This window comes from Enterobacter sp. WI-ESBL-E8, from assembly GCF_053364895.1.
Genome location: NZ_JBRWXJ010000001.1, coordinates 1,465,009 through 1,481,326, shown reverse-complemented (window position 1 = coordinate 1,481,326; position 16,318 = coordinate 1,465,009). Strand labels below are relative to the sequence as shown.

The 16,318-nt window shown below is 56.9% G+C and carries 15 protein-coding genes; 12 read left to right on the top strand and 3 right to left on the bottom strand.

The window, feature by feature from the left end:
- Nucleotides 1-87: 87 nt before the first annotated feature.
- From mcbA to ybiJ, 3 genes are all read left to right on the top strand, one after another.
- Nucleotides 88-354 (top strand): DUF1471 family periplasmic protein McbA, encoded by a 267-nt coding sequence (gene mcbA, locus ACWHWP_RS07060; protein WP_059310724.1) that lies wholly within the window; start codon nt 88-90, stop codon nt 352-354.
- A 122-nt stretch (nt 355-476) separates the two neighbouring features.
- Nucleotides 477-743 carry a DksA/TraR family C4-type zinc finger protein gene (locus ACWHWP_RS07055; RefSeq protein WP_059310725.1) on the top strand — a complete coding sequence of 89 codons (267 nt, stop codon included), beginning with the start codon at nt 477-479 and terminating at the stop codon, nt 741-743.
- 285 nt (nt 744-1,028) lie between these two features.
- Nucleotides 1,029-1,289, top strand: coding sequence for a DUF1471 family protein YbiJ (gene ybiJ, locus ACWHWP_RS07050; protein ID WP_047347013.1), 261 nt, complete (start codon nt 1,029-1,031; stop codon nt 1,287-1,289).
- Between the two features lie 118 nt (nt 1,290-1,407).
- Here ybiJ and ybiB read toward each other — a convergent pair whose 3' ends face one another.
- Nucleotides 1,408-2,370: a DNA-binding protein YbiB gene (gene ybiB / locus ACWHWP_RS07045; protein WP_447855301.1), complete on the bottom strand. Its 963-nt coding sequence runs from the start codon at nt 2,368-2,370 to the stop codon at nt 1,408-1,410.
- Nucleotides 2,371-2,590: 220 nt separating this feature from the next.
- On the opposite strand from ybiB, the gene ACWHWP_RS07040 reads away from it, so the two are divergent.
- From ACWHWP_RS07040 to ACWHWP_RS07020, 5 genes are all read left to right on the top strand, one after another.
- Nucleotides 2,591-3,124: a fimbrial protein gene (locus tag ACWHWP_RS07040; protein WP_059310728.1), complete on the top strand. Its 534-nt coding sequence runs from the start codon at nt 2,591-2,593 to the stop codon at nt 3,122-3,124.
- Nucleotides 3,125-3,185: 61 nt separating this feature from the next.
- On the top strand, nt 3,186-3,860 hold the full coding sequence (locus tag ACWHWP_RS07035; protein ID WP_252000677.1) for a fimbrial biogenesis chaperone: 675 nt from the start codon (nt 3,186-3,188) through the stop codon (nt 3,858-3,860).
- A 74-nt stretch (nt 3,861-3,934) separates the two neighbouring features.
- Entirely contained in the window at nt 3,935-6,430 is a 2,496-nt protein-coding gene (locus ACWHWP_RS07030) for a fimbria/pilus outer membrane usher protein (protein WP_447855300.1), read from the top strand.
- Between the two features lie 17 nt (nt 6,431-6,447).
- Nucleotides 6,448-7,437, top strand: a complete 990-nt coding sequence (locus tag ACWHWP_RS07025; RefSeq protein WP_065366300.1) for a fimbrial protein — start codon at nt 6,448-6,450, stop codon at nt 7,435-7,437.
- Nucleotides 7,438-7,447: 10 nt separating this feature from the next.
- Complete coding sequence (locus ACWHWP_RS07020; RefSeq protein ID WP_063430028.1) at nt 7,448-7,948, top strand: fimbrial protein; 501 nt, start codon at nt 7,448-7,450, stop codon at nt 7,946-7,948.
- On the opposite strand, the gene dinG is transcribed toward ACWHWP_RS07020, so the two are convergent.
- Nucleotides 7,935-10,112 (bottom strand): ATP-dependent DNA helicase DinG, encoded by a 2,178-nt coding sequence (gene dinG, locus ACWHWP_RS07015; RefSeq protein WP_059310732.1) that lies wholly within the window; start codon nt 10,110-10,112, stop codon nt 7,935-7,937. The two genes, ACWHWP_RS07020 and dinG, sit on opposite strands and share 14 nt — an antisense overlap.
- Nucleotides 10,113-10,208: 96 nt before the next feature.
- Nucleotides 10,209-11,588, bottom strand: a complete 1,380-nt coding sequence (gene rhlE / locus ACWHWP_RS07010) for an ATP-dependent RNA helicase RhlE (RefSeq protein ID WP_047347019.1) — start codon at nt 11,586-11,588, stop codon at nt 10,209-10,211.
- Between the two features lie 205 nt (nt 11,589-11,793).
- Between rhlE and cecR the strand changes: the two genes are divergently transcribed.
- From cecR to ACWHWP_RS06990, 4 genes are read left to right on the top strand one after another with little or no spacing between them, the layout of a single operon-like run.
- A complete protein-coding gene (cecR, locus tag ACWHWP_RS07005; RefSeq protein ID WP_447855298.1) occupies nt 11,794-12,471 on the top strand; it encodes a transcriptional regulator CecR in 678 nt (225 codons plus the stop codon).
- A complete protein-coding gene (gene hlyD / locus ACWHWP_RS07000) occupies nt 12,468-13,463 on the top strand; it encodes a secretion protein HlyD (protein WP_059310734.1) in 996 nt (331 codons plus the stop codon). The genes cecR and hlyD overlap by 4 nt, the downstream gene beginning before the upstream one ends.
- Nucleotides 13,456-15,195, top strand: a complete 1,740-nt coding sequence (locus ACWHWP_RS06995; RefSeq protein ID WP_047347022.1) for an ATP-binding cassette domain-containing protein — start codon at nt 13,456-13,458, stop codon at nt 15,193-15,195. The genes hlyD and ACWHWP_RS06995 overlap by 8 nt, the downstream gene beginning before the upstream one ends.
- Nucleotides 15,185-16,318: an ABC transporter permease gene (locus ACWHWP_RS06990; protein ID WP_059310735.1), complete on the top strand. Its 1,134-nt coding sequence runs from the start codon at nt 15,185-15,187 to the stop codon at nt 16,316-16,318. Before ACWHWP_RS06995 ends, ACWHWP_RS06990 begins: the two co-directional genes overlap by 11 nt.

The window sequence follows — 16,318 nt, the reverse complement described above, 5'->3', positions numbered from 1 at the left end:
CATCATCAAATATTTGCGCTAAGTCACACTCGTCCGGCTTCTAAACTTATAGGGAATCACCTGTTGTTTCCTCATGAGGATGTGATTATGAAAAAGTATCTGACCCTTGCTGTTATCGCTGGCGTCCTGGCTACCGCATCATTCTCTGCCATGGCCGTTCAGTCACTGACCCAGAGTACCGACACCAGCCAGCTGCGACCCGCGGGCACCGTCTCGGTAAGCCGTGCAAGCAATCTTGACGATCTGCAGGATAAACTGGCTGAAAAAGCCCGCCAGGAGGGTGCAAAAGGATTCGTGGTGAACTCAGCTGGCGGAGATAACCATATGTACGGTACAGCGACCATATATAAATAACCTGCCTTTTCTACCAGACTGCATCTGCCCAACGGATGCAGTTCTCTTCCCCTCTCGCCTTGACTGTTCGTTTTTTGACCCCATAGTGAAATGTATAACTTAAACAGGTGATGGAGGACATCATGGCTTCCGGTTGGGCAAATGACGACGCCGTTAATGAACAGATCAACAGTACGATTGAAGATGCGGTTGCGCGCGCTCGCGGTGAAATTCCGCGCGGAGAAAGCTTATTCGAATGCGAGGAATGTGGGGAACCTATTCCGGAGGCACGCCGTAAAGCCATACCTGGCGTACGGCTTTGCATCAGCTGCCAGCAGGATAAAGATTCAAAAAATTCATCACACTCAGGATATAATCGCAGAGGTTCGAAAGACAGCCAGTTACGTTGACTTTCCTTTACGTAAGCTCACCGCGTAACCGCGTTGCTTTACGCTCACGAATTTTAGCCAGACGCGTGGCAAAACGTGCCGTTCATGTCGCTTCTGTAAAGCGCATCAACAAGAAGTGTAAAGCGCTGCTCTGAATTTATTAATATTCAATAAGTTATTTGTCATTCAATTTTTTTGAGCAACCACGTCAATTCTCTTCGATTTTATCTTCCGCGGAAAACCGTGATACTTATCACATCGACGGAACATCGTCCCCTTAACAGAATAACCTGCGAGAGATTAACTATGAAAACCATCAAATATGCTGTTGCTGCTGTTGCCCTGTCCGCTCTGTCTTTCGGCGCTTTCGCTGCGGAGCCTGTTTCATCTGCTCAGGCGCAAAATATGAATAAAATCGGTGTGGTAAGTGCAGAAGGCGCGACCACGCTGGACGGTCTGGAAGCCAAACTGGCTGAGAAAGCCGCTGCTGCCGGTGCAAGCGGATACAGCATCACCTCCGCGAACACCAATAACAAGCTGAGCGGTACTGCGGTTATCTACAAATAATCGACTGAATGAATGCTGTACCCTCGCCATACCCTCTGGTGAGCTGCTCCAACCCTCATTGACCCTGTTGTTGTTACCCTTGCTTGCCCGTCCGCCACTGGACGGGCTTTTTTTTTATTTAAAAAGCATCATTAACGCGCTTCAGCCCGGCTTCGACCGAGTCAGCTTCGCCTGTGGCGAGCAAACAACAGGCCATCTGGAGCTTGATCGAATGCGGAACAGGCACATTCCCGGCAAGGCACTGCTCAATCCAGTGTGCCGTGGTATGCGGATCTTTTGCCTCAGGCAATATCACACCGCTATTCTCTTCCCCACGCTCAAGAATGGCGCGCGTGCCCGCAGAATCAATCAGCATCACCTGGGGGCAGCGCTGCGGGTTGGCATAAACCTCGCCTTCGGTGCCGTGCATCAACAATGCTCTGCCGCCAATGTCGTCAAAAAATTGCCCCACGCGCGCCACGTATTCCGGGTGCGAAACGCTGGAAAGGCGCAGGGCGTTATCTTCGCCAAACGGCGTTGCCAGCTTCGCCAGGGTATGCGCGCTGTTACGTACGCCCATGCGCCAGCGCATATCGAGCTGCTTTTCCAGCGGCGGGCAAAGTGTTCCCACCGGGATGTAAACCGGTTGATGACCATCCAGCTTCGCCTGCGCCTGGCCGGCATGACGCGTTGGCTCAATGCCTACCATGCCGAAAATCGTTTCGGTCAGCACGCGCGTGGGATCTTCGCTTACGCCGTGCACCACCACCGGAAACCCCAGCTTGTGCAATAAGATAGCCAGCAGCGGGGTCAAATTCGCCTGCTTACGCGCGCCGTTATAGCTGGGAATGACGATCGGCATCGGTTTTGCCACCGGCGGCGTTAAGCGCAGCGTTTGCGCCTGCATGGCTTCATAGAAGCCGCGCATCTCCGCTTCACCTTCACCTTTAATACGTAGCGCAATAAGGATCCCACCCATCTCCAGATCGGGCACATCGCCGTTCAGCATATGGGTGTACAGGGCACGGGCCGTTTCCTGATCCAGGTCACGGGCGTGGTTCTTTCCTCGCCCCACCTCTTTGATAATTTTACGATAATCCACGACATCTCTCCTTGCGGCTCTTTGCAGTTACTATAGCCCTGATAAATGCCTGCCGGGTAATCATTTTCCTCTCCCGTAAGCCTGCGAAGACGCTTTGAGGATAAAAGTGGTCTGAAGATAAATTGAGCGAAAAATAGTTCTCAGCGATAGTTCACACCGAATTAATCAGCCACGTGATGATTAATGTCAGAAGTGTCACACTTTCATTCAGAGGATTAAAATGAAAAAATTTATTATTGCGGGCATCGCTGCCGGGATGGCGTGTGCTTCGGTTTCGGCATTTGCATCCAGTGGTGAAGGGCAAATTAATTTCACAGGTGAAATTATTGACTCTGCATGCACGGTCGTAAATAGCTTGAGTAATCCACTTAATGTTTCATTAGGTAAGGTTGCTAAATCTGCATTTACCGGAAGTGGTTCGACGACGTCAACAACCCGCTTTAGTATTCAGCTAAAAGATTGTCCTGATACGGTCACCAGCGCCTCGGTGACCTTCGGTGGAACACCGGATAGCAGCAATAACGATGTCCTTGCTGTGACATCCGGTACGGGTACGGCAACGGGCGTAGGTGTTCAGCTGCTGGATAAAACGGAAAACCCACTGAGTTTATATACGGCTTCCGCAGCGTATACCCTCACCTCAGGGACAACAACGAACGACCTGGAGTTCGGTGCACGCTATATCCAGACCGGAGGCACAATTACTGCCGGGCTGGCGAATGCCGCATCCACCTTCACCATCGTTTACAACTAATAAAACAGATATTAGCTACCCCAGTGGCTAATATCTGTTACTTCTTAATTACGGTATCTCAATGCGTAAATATCTTCTGCTCTCCTCATTTTTATTAATCACCTCTGCCGCTCACGCCGGAATTACCATCGGCGGCACGCGCGTGGTATACCCGGAAAATAAAAAAGAGTCGTCTATTGGGATCGCCAACCCGGACAACCTCGACTACCTGGTGCAGTCATGGGTAGAAACAGAAGACAACGCGCGTGAGAAAGCGCCGTTCCTGATTACGCCACCTCTGTTCCGCCTTGATGCGAAGCAGGACAACGTTCTGCGTATCATCAGAACCGGGGGGAATTTACCTGCCGATCGTGAATCGCTGTTCTGGTTGAATATTAAATCTATTCCCTCTTCCGCGCGCAATGAAAACACAAACACGCTGCAGATCGCGATTAAAACCCGAATTAAACTCCTCTATCGCCCGGTGAGTATTACCGGGAAACCAGAGGATGTCACCACGCAATTATCATGGCACACGCAGGGTAACCAGCTCATTGTCGAAAACCCCACGCCGTTTTATATGAATTTCCAGGAGATAAAGCTCGACGGTAAAAAAGTCGACAAAGTCACCTATGCCAAACCCAAAGCCGAAACGCACTTTTCCATACCGGGAAATATTACCGCACGCTCTGTGAGCTGGAAAATTATTAATGACTACGGCGGCATCAGCCAGTCATATACCGCGCAAATTAAATAATCATCCAGGGGTTACTGGAAATCATTATGAGCTGGGAATATACGACCAAACCACCTAAACAACACGGACGCTCAATGCTTATTGCATTGGGCTGTACCCTGCTGGGTGTTTGCGTCCAAAAAGTTCTGGCCGAAGATTATTTCAACCCGGCGCTGCTGGATATCGACAACCCCGGTCAGGGGAAAACGGATCTCAGTATTTATGAGATAGGCCCCGGTCAGGCGCCGGGGAAATATCACGTCGACGTCTTCGTTAACAATAATAAAGTGGCAAGCAAAGAGATTGAATTTACGCTGAAAAAAGATGCCAGCGGAAAATCAACCCTGCAGCCGTGCCTGAGCGCGGCCCAGCTAAAAAGCTTTGGTATTAAAATCGATCAATTCGTGCAGGATGACAAGGCCCAGTGCATTGATCTGAGCGTTATCCCTTCCGCCAGCGCCACGTTTCACGTTAATCCGCAGCAGCTGCTGTTAAGCATTCCTCAGACCGCCATCACCCAGGTGCCGCGCGATTACGTCGACCCGCAGGAGTATGACGAAGGGATAAATGCCCTGCTGCTGAATTACAGCTTCACCGCCGGGAACAACCACGGCAAAGGCGAAAACGGTACCGACCAGCGCAGCGAGTTTCTTAACCTGCGTCCAGGGCTAAACCTCGGGGCGTGGCGCTTGCGTAACTACTCCACCTGGAGCAAAACCAGCGGTGACGGTGACGCCGAAAGTGAGTTTTCGTCGGTCTATACCTATGCCCAGCGCGACATTATCGCCCTCGGCAGCAACGTCAAATTCGGGCAAAGCTCTTCACCTTCGGACGTGTTTGACAGCATCTCTTACACCGGAGCGCAGATCGCTTCGGATGACGACATGCTCCCTGACAGCATGAAGGGTTTTGCACCGGTGATCCGCGGAACGGCGCACAGCAACGCCCAGGTCATCGTCCGCCAGAACGGTTACGTCATTTACCAGAACTATGTCGCTCCCGGCGCGTTTGAAATTAACGATCTCTACCCCACCGGCGGCAGCGGCGATTTGAACGTCACCGTTAAAGAGACGGACGGCAGCGAACAGCATTTCGTGGTGCCCTATGCGTCGGTGCCGGTACTGCAGCGTGAAGGCCGCTTTAAATACAGCCTTACCGCAGGTCGCTATCGCAGCTACGACAGCGACGTCGAAAAAACGCCTTTCATGCAGGGTACGGCAATCTACGGGTTGCCTTATGGCTTTACGGCCTACGGCGGCGTGCAGGCCAGCCAGTACTACGATGCGCTGGCGCTGGGGTTCGGTAAGAACATCGGCGATTTTGGGGCGTTTTCGGTGGACCTTACCGACGCGAAATCGGAGATGCAGGACCAGGATCCGACTCACGGCCGCTCCTGGCGCATCCGCTACAGCAAAGATTTTGCCACCACCGGCACCCATTTTTCCATGGCTGGCTATCGCTATAACAGCAAGGGATTTTACACCCTGCAGGACACCCTGGATTCCCATACCCGCAACGACGACTGGCAAACGCCAGATACCCGACGCAGCCGCGAAGAGGCCACCGTCGATCAGTCTCTGGGCGGTTCGTTCGGTTCGCTGACCTTAAGCCTGGTCAAAGAGAACTACTGGAACTCAAGCCAGGGAATGACCTCAATGAACCTGGGTTACAACAACTCGTGGCACGGCATCAGCTACGGCCTGAGCTACGGGCTGGATAAAAACACCCGTGACGGCAGCGACGACGACAATGAAAAAACCAGCGAGCAGACCATCGCCTTCAACGTCTCCGTTCCTCTTGACCACTGGCTCAGCAACACATGGGTGAACTACAACCTGAACAGCACGCAACACGATACCACCCAAAGCGTGGGCCTTAACGGCACCGCGCTGGCTGGCAATAACCTCAGCTGGGGCGTTCAGCAGGGCCACAGCCAGAGCAGCGGCGACAGCACCAGCCTGAATGCCGATTACAAAGGTACCTACGGTGAAGTGAACGCGGGCTATTCACAGGATAACCAGCAGCAGCAGCTTAACGTCGGCCTTCAGGGGAGCATGATCGCCCATGCGCACGGCGTCACGCTGGGTCAGCCGATGGGCGAGACGGCCGCGCTGGTCGAAGCACCGGGTGCGGACGGCACGAACATCAGCAATCAGACCGGCGTGAATACCGACTTCCGCGGCTATGCCATTGTGCCGTACGTGTCGCCGTACCGTCATAACACCCTTGCGCTCAACACGGAAACGCTGCCGGGAAATGCAGACGTCGATCGGGCAGCCAAAACCGTGACGCCAACGCGCGGCGCCATCGTGCGCGCCCACTATGAAACGCATGTCGGTAGCCGGGTATTAATGACGCTGAAACGCGCTGACGGACGCGCGATCCCGTTCGGCGCGACGGCATCTCAGGCCCATCAGGACGGCGAGTTTATCGTGGGTGACGGTGGGCAGGTTTATCTGACCGGCATGCATGAAAAAGGGACGGTTGACGTCAACTGGGGGATAACCGCCGACAGCCACTGCACCGCAGCCTACCACCTGCCGGCAAAAGACGATGGTGCAGTGCTTAACATCACGGCGCAGTGCGTATGACCCTTTCCGAGGAAAAAATGAACATGTTTAAATATGCCTTTGCGCTGGTTGTCTTTCTCACAAGCGCGTGCCTGATACCGCATGCTCAGGCCGCGACAACCTGTGATAGCACCAATGTGCCCTATACCCTTAATGCCGGTACGCTTTCCGTACCCACGACCCTCGATATCGGCAGCGTCATCCCTGGCTCGGCAAAGACACATACCATCAACGGCAGCTGTTCCGGAACGATTTCTAGTCATACCATAATTTCCTGCTACTACGGAACGGGAACGGAAGTTTCAGGCATGCCGGGCGTTTACTCCACTGATGTGGACGGCGTAGGGATTCAACTCCTGAACAGTAGTGGGCAGATCGTTCGCGGAAAAGGTTATTCATGCGACACCACCGCGACGCCCATGGGGACAGTCAGCAGCGACGGCGGACAGACATTTTCTTTCAGCTATACCGAACGGTTAATCAAAACGGCAACACACATCGGGAGCGGAACGATTTCAAGTGCGCAAGATCCCTTTGGATTTGGTGTTTTTCAGTCTGTCGGTATTTCTGGCGCACGCAATACCAGCCACTATTCCGCCACGGTTGCGGAAAGAACAGCCACCTGCTCCATTGATCCGCTGAATCTGACGGTCTCACTCGGCGATTTCCCGGTTTCGCAATTTACCCACGTGGGCAGCTACACGGCATGGAAGTACTTCCAGATCACCGCCACCTGTACTGAAGAGGTCAATCTCACGGCCTCAGTAACCAGCGCTAACGGCGTTAACAGCCAGTATGATGATGTCCTGAACCTGACGCCGGGCAGCGACAGCGCCACGGGCGTCGGCGTAGGCATGCTGCTTGACGGCGTCGATCTAAAATACAACTACCCTATCCCAATCGGCGGAACAACCGAACCTGGCGTTCCTGACGCGGTTAATTTTGCCGTACGGTATTACCAGACGGATGCCACCGTCACTGCCGGAAAAGCCAACACGATTGCCACCATCGATATGGAATATCAGTAACGGAGCGATGATGAACAGGTTACTCTTTTTACTCGCTCTGATGAGCCTCTCTGCCGGCGCGACCGACGTGACGCTCAATATCGAAGGGAATATTTACGACACCACCTGCCAGGTAGACAGCGCCAGCCAGAATATGGTGGTGGATCTGGGACAGGCCACGTCCAGTGATTTCAAGACCATCGGCGATACCGGCCCGTGGAAAAATTTCGATTTAAAGCTCACGAACTGCCCGCCCACGCTGACGGTAGCCACCATCTCCGTTGACGGCCCGCGTGATACGGACCACCCCTTTAAATTTGCCAATAGCGGCACCGCTAAAGGGGTGGCACTGGAGATGGCCGATCGTCTGGATTACATCGTGCTTGCCCCTGAAGCCCGATTTAGCGTGGTGATTGACGCCGGTACCCACACCGCTGATTTTCCGATGGCTGCACGCTATTACGCTACCACCATGCCCGTGACTGCCGGCACGTTCGAGAGCGTTGTTCAGGCCACCTTTACTTACCAGTAGGACCGCGCCCCTTAGCACGGATGCTTTTTTTTCGCCCGGCGGCCGGTTTTGCCGGGTGTTTTTTCACTTCAGGCACTTCGGGCTGTTCAATCGGGAACACCGGTAACGCGTTCAGCAGCCGCTGGCCGTAGTTTTTCGTCAGCAGACGCTTGTCGTAAATCACAATCTCGCCCCAGCAGCCGTGGCTACGAATCAGACGCCCGACCTGCTGGATCAGGTTAAACGACGCCGCAGGCAGGCTTTGCACCTCAAACGGATAGCGGTTGAGGCTTTTCAGCCACTCCCCTTCGGTGATCACCACCGGGCTGTCGATAGGCGGGAAGGCGATTTTATGAATATGCACCTGCGTCAGATAATCACCTTTCAGATCCAGACCTTCGGCGAACGACTGTAACCCCACCAGCACGCTGCGCTCGCCGTTATCGATCCGCTTGCGGTGCGTTTCCACCAGCCGGTAGCGCGGCTGATCGCCCTGCACCAGCAGAAGCAGACGCAGATCGGTGACGTGCTCCAGGAAGCGCTGCATGGCGCGTCCGCTGGCAAACAGCACCAGCATGCCGGGGTATTTTTTGCTCTCGACCTGTTCGCGGAAGTAGGCCGCCATCTCCGCAATGTGCTGCTCTTCGTTGTCGATCAGCGGCTCAAACGTCATGCGGGGAATCACCAGCTTGCCCTGCTCGCAGTGGTTAAACGGCGAGTCCAGCGCCACAAAGCGGTCGCCCGCTTTCTCTCTCAGGCCGCTCATCTCCTGCAGCCGCGAGAAGCTGTTAAGGGAACGCAGGGTCGCAGAGGTGACCACCACGTGCGGCACGCTGCGCCAGATCAGCTTTTCCAGCTGGTCGGCCACGCGGATGCCCACGCAGTGGAAAAACAGATGGACCTGCCCGTCGCGCACGTCGCGGGTGACCCATTTGGTGACCGGCGCGCCGGAGGCCTGCGCCATCGAGGCCAGCCGCCAGAGCTTGCTCTGCGCTTCAAACATGCCCAGCGCGCGGTTCATCTGCAGCAAAATGCGGTGCAGGCGCACGATATCGTGAGAGCCCGTTTTCTCGCTGAGATCGTTTAAGAACATCTCCGCCAGGCCGCGGAGCTTTTCCAGATGCTTTGCCAGCTGCTGGCAGATCTCCATCACCTCTTCCGGCAGTTCGCCCATCGCGAAGCGGTGTTCCGCCTCCTGGGCCGCCGGAAGATAGAGATTCAGGATGTTGTTTAGCGACGAGATAAGGCCGTAGACCTCTTCGCAATGGTCGCTCAGCCGCTCGGGCACCGCCAGCGGCGGGGTCGTTTTTGGCCGGAACTGCTCCATGCAGGTCGCCACCAGCTTGCAGAAGAGATCGAGCTGCAGGCGGAACCACGGGGCGGTAATTTCGGCGCTCATCTCCAGCGCGTCGCGCGCCACGTCCGGCAAATGGTGGCCTTCGTCGAGCACCAGCAGCAGGTTTTTGGGCTCCGGTAATACGGCTTCGCTCTCCAGGGCGGCCATCACCAGCGCATGGTTGGCGACCACCACTTCCGCCTCCTGAATCTCGCGCCGGGCGACAAAGAACGGGCACTCCCGGTAGTAGTGGCAGTTGCGGTTCAGACAGCTCGCCTTATCGGTGCTAAGCCTGCGCCAAAGGTCGTCGCTAATGGCCTGACTGGTGTGATCGCGCAGGCCGTCCCACTTATAGCCGTCGAGCTCGGCTTTTAGCTTTGCACACTGCTCCTGCTCGACCTTGTTGTTCGGCGTCAGTTCGTCGTCGAGAAACGCCAGCAAATCTTGCTGATTGGGCTCACTGCTGGCGAGCGCCGCCAGGTTACGCGGGCACACGTAGCGCCCACGCCCAAACGCGGCGGTGAAACGCAGGTCGGGGATGATTTTGCGCAGCAGCGGCAGATCCTTGCTGAAGATCTGATCCTGTAGCGCCACGTTGGCGGTGCTGACCACCAGCGTTTTTTGCTCTTCCCGCGCGATGGCAATGCCCGGGATAAGATACGAGAGGGTTTTCCCGACGCCCGTCGGGGCTTCAATCGCCAGATGTCGCCCGTCGTCCCCGGCGAGCGTTTTTGCCACGTCAGCAATCATCTGCCGCTGTGGCGCTCGGGGGATAAAATCGGGGATCTGTTGCTGTAGCGCCTTGTACCATGCGCCAATTTGCGCTTTGAGCGCCGCGGTTAACGCCATCTTAAACCTGGAATACTGTATAAACAGCCACTATTGTGGCACTTTCTGTTGGCTGCCGCAAAAAGAAAAGCCCGGCTTTACGACCGGGCTTCCAGATTACTGCGGGTTAGCAGGTTTACGCGGGCGGCGTCGGCGCTGCCCTTCCCCTGCCGGTTTCCCTTCGCCGCTGCGCCACGGGTTTTCGCCGGCGGGTTTGGCATCGCTGTTGCGACGCGGAGGTTTGCCCGATGACTTCGGCGCACCGCCTTCGGCACGACGCGGCTGCTGACCGCGACCGCCGCCGCCCTGACCGCGGCCACCCTGACGGCCATTCTGAATCGGCTCCGCCTTAATGGACGGATCCACTTCATAGCCCGGGGTTTCGATGCGTGGGATCTCTTTCTTCAGCAGGCGTTCGATATCACGCAGCAGCTTGTGCTCATCCACGCACACCAGAGAAAGTGCCTCGCCGGTTGCCGCCGCGCGGCCGGTACGGCCAATACGGTGCACGTAGTCTTCCGGGACGTTTGGCAGCTCGTAGTTCACCACGTGCGGCAGCTCTTCAATATCGAGGCCACGGGCGGCGATGTCGGTCGCCACCAGCACGCGGATGTCGCCAGACTTGAAGTCCGCCAGCGCGCGGGTACGCGCGCCCTGGCTCTTGTTACCGTGAATCGCCGCGCTGCGGATGCCGTCTTTGTTCAGCTGCTCCGCCAGGTGGTTAGCGCCGTGCTTGGTGCGGGTAAAGACCAGCACCTGCTGCCAGTTGCCCTGACCGATCATCTGGGAGAGCAGTTCCCGCTTGCGCTTTTTATCCACAAAGTGAACGTGCTGCGTCACCTGCTCGGAGGCGGTGTTGCGACGCGCGACTTCCACTTCCAGCGGGTTATGCAGCAGCTTTTCCGCCAGTGCCTTGATCTCGTCGGAGAAGGTCGCGGAGAAGAGCAGGTTCTGACGACGCGACGGCAGTTTAGCCAGCACGCGGCGAATGTCGTGAATAAAGCCCATGTCGAGCATGCGGTCGGCTTCGTCCAGCACCAGAATTTCAACCTGGTCCAGCTTAACCGCGTTCTGATGCTCCAGATCCAGCAGGCGACCTGGGGTAGCAACCAAAACGTCGACGCCGCTGCGCAGCTTCATCATCTGCGGGTTAATGCTGACCCCGCCGAAGACCACCAGCGAGCGAATGTTGAGATAGCGGCTGTACTCACGCACGTTCTCACCAATCTGGGCTGCCAGCTCGCGGGTTGGGGTAAGGATAAGGGCACGAACCGGGCGACGGCCTTTGGCGTGCGGCTGGTTTTTTACCAGCAGTTCCAGCAGCGGCAGGGTAAAACCGGCGGTTTTGCCGGTACCGGTCTGGGCGCTCGCCATCAGGTCACGGCCCTGCAGAACGGCAGGAATAGCCTGCTGCTGGATTGGGGTTGGCTCAACGTAGCCCTGCTCTGCGATCGCGCGCAGAATTTCCGGATTCAGGCCAAGGGAATCAAAAGACATAAAAACTCCGAACCGCCCCGACCATCACAGGTGTAGTTTTCAGGGAGATATAACGAATAGGGGAGGACAAAAACCACAATGTCGCGAAGGGGCGGAGTGTAGCAGCTTTTGTGACGTGGCGCATAAAATATCCCTCAGTTCCCTCGACGAGGGCGTGAATCAGGCATAGTCTTAATCAATCGATTGATTAATTTTTAATGCCGCTATGAATACGACCCCGACGACATCAAAAGGTGAACAGGCCAAAAGCCAGCTTATTGCCGCCGCGCTGGCGCAGTTTGGCGAGTACGGACTGCATGCGACCACGCGGGATATCGCGGCGCAGGCCGGGCAGAACATTGCGGCCATCACCTACTATTTTGGCTCAAAAGAGGATTTGTATCTCGCCTGCGCCGAGTGGATCGCCGATTTTATCGGCACGCAGTTTCGCCCGCACGTTGAAGAAGCCACCGAGTTGCTCAGCCAGCCGTCGCCCGATCGCGAGGCCATTCGGCAGCTTATTCTTAAGGCCTGCCACAATATGATCCGCCTGCTGACGCATGACAATACGCTCAACCTGAGCAAGTTTATCTCCCGCGAGCAGCTCTCCCCCACTGCCGCCTACCAGCTGGTACACGATCGGGTGATTGACCCGATGCATACCCACCTGACCCGGCTGATCGCCGCCTGTACCGGGCTGGATGCCAACGATACCGAAACAGTTTTGCATACCCACGCCCTGCTGGGTGAAATCCTGGCCTTCCGCCTGGGCCGGGAAACCATCTTGTTACGCACCGGCTGGACACAATTTGATGAGGATAAAGCCGCGCAGATTAGCCAGGTCATCACCTGTCATCTCGATCTGATCCTGCAAGGCTTAACGCAAAGGAGCCTGAAGTCATGAAAAAACCTGTCGCCATCATTCTGGTGGTTGTTGTTTTACTTGCTGCGGGAGTCGGTGGCTGGCTGTGGTATCAAAGCCATCAGGACCGGGGCCTGACCCTGTACGGTAACGTTGATATTCGCACGGTGAACATGAGCTTCCGCGTCGGCGGGCGTCTCGCCTCGCTGAACGTTGACGAAGGCGATGCCATTAAAACGGGGCAGACGCTGGGAATGCTGGACAAAGCCCCCTTTGAAAATGCGCTGCAGCAGGCCAAAGCTGGCGTCTCCGTTGCCCAGGCACAGTATGATCTGATGCTGGCTGGCTATCGCGACGAAGAGGTTGCCCAGGCCGCCGCCGCGGTCAAACAGGCGCAGGCGGCCTATGACTACGCCCAGAACTTCTATGCCCGCCAGCAGGGGCTGTGGAAAAGCCGCACCATTTCCGCTAACGATCTGGAGAATGCCCGTTCATCGCGCGATCAGGCCCAGGCGACGCTGAAATCCGCCCAGGACAAGCTGAGCCAGTACCGTACCGGTAACCGCCCGCAGGATATTGCCCAGGCCAAAGCCAGCCTTGAACAGGCGCAGGCGCAGCTGGCCCAGGCGGAACTGGACCTGCACGACACCACCTTAATCGCCCCGTCTGACGGCACGCTGATGACCCGCGCCGTTGAGCCGGGCAGCATGCTCAGCGCGGGCAGCACCGTCTTAACGCTCTCCCTGACCCGCCCGGTGTGGGTACGCGCTTACATCGACGAGCCGAATCTCGGCCAGATGCAGCCCGGCCGCGAGCTGTTGCTCTATACCGACGGCCGCCCGGACAGGCCGTATCACGGCAAAGTGGGTTTTGTCTCTCCAACTGCCGAATTCACGCCGAAAACCGTTGAAACACCGGACCTGCGTACCGATCTGGTGTATCGCCTGCGCATCATCGTGACCGATGCGGACGACGCGCTGCGTCAGGGCATGCCTGTCACCGTAACAATCAACGACGGGGAACGACATGAATGACGCGGTTATTCAGCTCAACAATCTGGTTAAACGCTTTAAGGGGATGGATAAGCCCGCGGTAGCCCCGCTGAACTGCACCATCCAGAAAGGCTACGTGACCGGGCTGGTCGGCCCGGACGGCGCGGGTAAAACCACGCTGATGCGCATGCTGGCCGGTCTGCTGAAGCCGGATGAAGGATCGGCCCGCGTGCTCGGGCTTGACCCGATCGCGGATGACGGTGCGCTCCACGCCATGCTCGGCTATATGCCGCAGAAGTTTGGCCTGTATGAAGATCTGACGGTAATGGAAAACCTGAATCTGTATGCCGATCTGCGCAGCGTCACCGGCGAAACCCGACAGAAGACCTTCGCCCGCCTGCTGGAGTTTACCTCGCTCGGCCCGTTTACTGACCGGCTGGCGGGTAAGCTCTCCGGCGGGATGAAGCAGAAGCTGGGTCTGGCCTGCACGCTGGTGGGCGAGCCGAAGGTCCTGCTGCTGGATGAGCCCGGCGTGGGCGTTGACCCGATTTCGCGCCGCGAGCTGTGGCAGATGGTGCACGAACTGGCTGGAGACGGGATGCTGATCCTCTGGAGCACCTCCTACCTCGACGAAGCCGAGCAGTGCCGGGACGTGCTGCTGATGAACGAAGGCGAACTGCTTTATCAGGGCGAGCCGACAACGCTGACGCAAAGCATGGCCGGGCGCAGTTTCCTGCTGCATAGCCCGCAGGAATCCAACCGCAGGCTGCTGCAGCGGGTGCTGAAACTGCCGCAGGTCAGCGACGGGATGATTCAGGGCCGCTCGGTGCGGGTGATCCTCAAAAAAGAGGCCACCGTCGACGATATTCGCCGTGCGCCGGGCATGCCTGAGATCGAAATGGAAGAGACGGCGCCGCGTTTTGAAGATGCGTTTATCGACCTGCTGGGCGGCGCGGGCACATCGGAATCCCCCCTCGGCGCCATCCTGCACACGGTGGAAGGTACGCCCGGGGAAACGGTGATCGAAGCCAAATCCCTGACCAAGAAGTTCGGGGATTTCGCCGCCACCGACAACGTCAATTTTGCGGTGAAGCGCGGCGAGATTTTCGGCCTGCTCGGGCCGAACGGCGCGGGAAAATCCACCACCTTTAAGATGATGTGTGGCCTGCTGGTTCCCACCTCCGGCAAGGCGCTGGTGCTGGATATGGATCTCAAGGTCAGCTCCGGCAAGGCGCGCCAGCATCTGGGCTATATGGCGCAGAAGTTCTCCCTCTACGGCAACCTGACCGTCGAGCAGAATCTGCGCTTTTTCTCCGGCGTGTACGGCCTGCGCGGGCGGGCTCAGAGCGAAAAAATCCGCCGCATGAGCGACGCCTTTGGGTTAACCAGCATTGCCTCCCACGCCACCGACGAACTGCCGCTCGGCTTTAAGCAGCGGCTGGCGCTGGCCTGCTCGCTGATGCACGAGCCCGATATTCTTTTTCTGGATGAACCCACCTCTGGCGTGGATCCCCTCACCCGCCGCGAGTTCTGGCTGCATATCAACAGCATGGTGGAAAAAGGCGTGACCGTGATGGTCACCACGCACTTTATGGACGAGGCGGAGTACTGCGACCGCATCGGGCTGGTGTACCGCGGCAAGCTGATTGCCCACGGAACCCCGGACGACCTGAAAGAGCAGGCCGCCGACGATGAGGTTCCGGACCCGACCATGGAGCAGGCCTTTATCACCCTCATCCACGACTGGGATAAGGAGAACGCCCATGCGCAATAACGCGATTTCGTGGCGCAGGGTACGCGCGCTGTGTATCAAAGAGACGCGTCAGATCGTGCGCGACCCCAGCAGCTGGCTGATTGCGGTGGTAATCCCCCTGCTGCTGCTGTTTATCTTCGGGTACGGGATCAACCTCGACTCAAGCAAGCTGCGGGTCGGGATATTGCTGGAGCAGCAGAGCGAAGAGGCGCTGGACTTCACCCACGCCATGACCGGCTCGCCCTACATCGACGCCACCATCAGCGATAACCGCCAGGAGTTGATCCAGAAAATGCAGGCCGGGAAAATTCGCGGGCTGGTGGTGATCCCGGTGGATTTCGCTGCCAATATGGCGCGTGCCGGAGCCGATGCCCCGATCCAGGTCATTACCGACGGCAGCGAGCCGAACACCGCCAACTTCGTGCAGGGCTACGCGGAGGGGATCTGGCAGCTGTGGCAGATGCAGCGTGCGGAAGATCGGGGTGAGGAATTTAAACCGCTGATCGACGTGCAGACGCGCTACTGGTTTAACCCGGCCGCCATCAGCCAGCACTTTATCATTCCGGGCGCGGTGACCATCATCATGACGGTCATTGGCGCGATACTGACCTCGCTGGTGATCGCCCGCGAGTGGGAGCGCGGCACCATGGAGGCCCTGCTTTCAACCGAAGTGACGCGCGTCGAGCTGCTGCTGTGCAAGCTTATTCCCTACTACTTCCTCGGCATGCTGGCGATGCTGCTCTGTATGCTGGTGTCAGTGTTTATCCTCGGCGTGCCGTACCGCGGCTCGCTGGTCGTGCTGTTCTTTATCACCAGCCTGTTTTTACTCAGCACGCTGGGCATGGGGCTGCTCATCTCCACCATCACCCGCAACCAGTTTAACGCCGCGCAGGTGGCCCTCAACGCCGCCTTTTTACCGTCGATTATGCTGTCCGGGTTTATCTTCCAGATAGACAGCATGCCTGCCGCAATCCGCGCCGTGACCTATGTTATTCCGGCCCGCTACTTTGTGAGCACGCTGCAAAGCCTGTTCCTCGCGGGAAATATTCCGGTGGTGCTGATTATCAACACCCTGTTTTTGATGGCGTCGGCGGTGATGTTTATCGGGTTGACGTGGATGAAGACCAAACGGCGTCTGGATTAA